The organism is Piscirickettsia litoralis (assembly GCF_001720395.1).
In the GTDB taxonomy this organism is placed as follows: domain Bacteria; phylum Pseudomonadota; class Gammaproteobacteria; order Piscirickettsiales; family Piscirickettsiaceae; genus Piscirickettsia; species Piscirickettsia litoralis.
The window spans coordinates 244,959-247,735 of the sequence record NZ_MDTU01000002.1 but is presented as its reverse complement, the minus strand read 5'-3'; the positions used below and the strand labels follow the sequence as shown (position 1 = coordinate 247,735).

The 2,777-nt window shown below is 34.6% G+C and carries 3 protein-coding genes and 1 pseudogene; 1 reads left to right on the top strand and 3 read right to left on the bottom strand.

Annotation, left to right across the window (positions count from 1 at the left end; genetic code table 11):
- Nucleotides 1-216 precede the first annotated feature (216 nt).
- Nucleotides 217-405, top strand: a pseudogene (locus BGC07_RS24040) (FYVE zinc finger domain-containing protein); the annotation flags it as partial.
- A gap of 509 nt (nucleotides 406-914) precedes the next feature.
- On the opposite strand, the gene BGC07_RS16155 reads toward BGC07_RS24040, so the two are convergent.
- The 3 genes from BGC07_RS16155 to BGC07_RS16145 all read right to left on the bottom strand — a co-directional run.
- Nucleotides 915-1,691 (bottom strand): outer membrane protein, encoded by a 777-nt coding sequence (locus BGC07_RS16155; protein ID WP_069314093.1) that lies wholly within the window; start codon nucleotides 1,689-1,691, stop codon nucleotides 915-917.
- A 161-nt stretch (nucleotides 1,692-1,852) separates the two neighbouring features.
- Nucleotides 1,853-2,296: a hypothetical protein gene (locus tag BGC07_RS16150; RefSeq protein ID WP_069314092.1), complete on the bottom strand. Its 444-nt coding sequence runs from the start codon at nucleotides 2,294-2,296 to the stop codon at nucleotides 1,853-1,855.
- Between the two features lie 80 nt (nucleotides 2,297-2,376).
- Nucleotides 2,377-2,777, bottom strand: a 401-nt coding sequence (locus BGC07_RS16145) for a hypothetical protein (protein ID WP_235603469.1), incomplete at its 5' end; no start/stop codon positions are given.

Here is a 2,777-nt window from a genome sequence, read left to right as displayed (position 1 = left end):
GTTTCTTCCACAGACATTTATATCGCCTTATAAGTATTTTTATGAGGTATGCTACCATAAACATATAGAATAAAAACATAAAGTTATTGATTTAATTTACATCGGGAATTTCAGGCAAGACACTTCGCTTTTTTTGACTCCCTCATGACAGTGTTTGTGCTAACTTTTAGCACACGAGCGGTAACCCTCCCTTAAAATAATAAATTTAAGCCTGACAATAGTCGAACCGATTGTTCTATTTGTAATGATAACTTTAAATTTTACTTTAGAAGACACCATTGCCGTTATTGTGGAAGTCTAATTTGTAGTGACTGTTCACGCAAAAGCAAAACATCTTTAGGTTTGGTTAAAAATAAAAAATATAGAATATGTTCAGAGTGTAGTTTTTTTAGATATATTAGATAATAACTGGAAATTTAATAAACAACGTAGAAATTCTATGAATTTCTAATCGACTGATAGTAATATACTGGAGCATCAAGTTCATCCAACAAGCTTGACTCCACAGAGTCAGATTTGATGTAACATATCACAGCTTATCACTAACGAAATATAAGGCAGTGCGTACGGATGGAAGGAGCGCCCTTCAATGTCAAATGCACCAATGGGCCAAAAAATCTCTATCAACCATTTTGAATCTAGATGAAGTAAAAAGCGCTTTTCTAACACTCACACTTTTACCTCTGGGTGATTGCTTATATGCTCTACAAGGCTTAATTCCTAACTTGACACGCTCTTCTTTGCATTGGCTTTTTTCAACATCATAATGTATGCCGCTTGTCGGATGCTATAGAAGGTGAATCTGAAAAGAAGATATTTAAGAAATATCTAATTCGTTATTTTTATAACGATATTTCATAATATTCACCCTAGAGGAAAGCTCTCGGTATTTTATCTTAGAAAATAACCCTCCTTTAAAAGGTATGCCATAGGCTTAGCATTAGAGATTGTGTTTTTAAACTCGCTTTAGTGCCTGCAATATTAATTGTGCAGTCAGAAGCCCCCCCACAACCATGGCCATGAATATAAGCAGAGCCATCATCAGTTTCTACATTTCCAAGATCATACCAACGATAAGAAAACTCAAGGCCAGTATTGGAATTAAGCTTCCAATTAACCCCTGCAGCTAGCATATATGCAAAGCTTATGGAGCTACCACTTGAGGTTTTAGTTGTAGCCGAATCATTAGGTTGGCTTAATGTAGGAAATTCATACGTCATTGAGCCTGTATGGTTCCTTGACAATCCAAGCCCTAATCCGACGAACGGTTGCCACTTGCTTTCTTTATATCCAAATACCGAGGCTAAGTCTATATACCCAGTAGCCATTAAACCCAGAGAAGAAACATCTGAAGAAACGGGTTGATTAGAACCAGCATTTAAAAAATTAGCATTCCCAGAAAATCGATAATTTGGTTGGTAATTTAACAATGCCTCACCATGAAATATAGGATTAAATCTATACCCTATAGCAATATCAAAACTCTCAGAATTTCCAAAACTCCCTCCTGCACTGTAACCACAGCCAAATAGTGCTGCTGGTGAAGTAGAAGAGCAGCTTTTATCTGTAAATACTGTATTATTTGACCAAGCATAGCCAGCTCCTAACTTCCAGTACCAAGGGGAAATTGTCGCTATCGCTGAAGATGCAAAAGAAATAAAAACAGTAAAGCAAATCATATAATTTTTCATTTAGAAATCTACCTCTTTCTTAAAACCTTTAGGATATTTAAATAACTAAAGAATATGAACCCTGTAACGAAGAAAATAGCATTATTTTTTAACTTTACACCTCCAACTAAAGGGGGTGTTGCAGTTACTTGTGTAGCCCAGTAGCCCGCCAGTCTCTTCACCTAAAATGTATATCCAATTCCAGCCATAAAGTCATCTGTATCCCGATTACCAAATGTTGAAACTCTATTCCATAAAGCCTGAATACTAAAACTAGTGTTTGGAATAACATAGTCAATATTCATAGTAATCAGTGCATTCAACCTTCTTTTCGCATTAGAGATATATTCAGGACCTACTCCTAAGGCTGCAGTTAAATTATCAGTTAAGTGAGTATATGCAAATACTTGGGCTCCTTTGCCAGTTCTTCTTTCAGGAGACAAGTTTTCAGTTAATATATTTGCACTAAGCTTAATATACTTTGCAAGATCATAATCATACCTAAATTCACCAGCCCAACTCTTTGGGTCGCTAATACTATTTAAAATAGCTGTTCCATAATAAAAATTAACATGGTTTTTTCTTGAGGAAGCTAAATTGACATTATTATCAAAGGTTAGCCCCACGCCAAGTAAGTAACTTACTGTATTTTCATAGGATTGATTAGAAAAAAGTTTTCCTTACCTTAAAATTCACCAAGAAAAACTTATAATAAAAACTCCAATTCCGCCTCTAACATAGGTGTCATCCCATGTGTATCTTTGTAGTTATTATCAGTGATCAACGTATTTGCATAAAAATATCCACCAATATTTACAGAAAAATCAATATTTTTCATAATAGGTAACACAGGTCCCAATGATAAGATTACCCCATCACGCTTATTATTCTCTAGGTGCCCCTCGTTATAATAACTTACTTCACCATTGAAATAATAATTAAAATAGTTTCGGTAATCTACACTCCAGGCACTATCATGATAACTGACGTCTTTTTTATTTTTATAAAATATATTGCCTTGTGAATAGCCAACCGTTTGATGAGTTGCATGACAAAATGTTGCTATAAAAAATAGCAATAATACCAAAATATTTTTCTTCATATCAC

Excerpts from the sequence above, each read along its gene's own strand:
- BGC07_RS16155 (WP_069314093.1), bottom strand. The coding sequence starts at position 1,691 with ATGAAAAATTATATGATTTGCTTTACTGTTTTTATTTCTTTTGCATCT.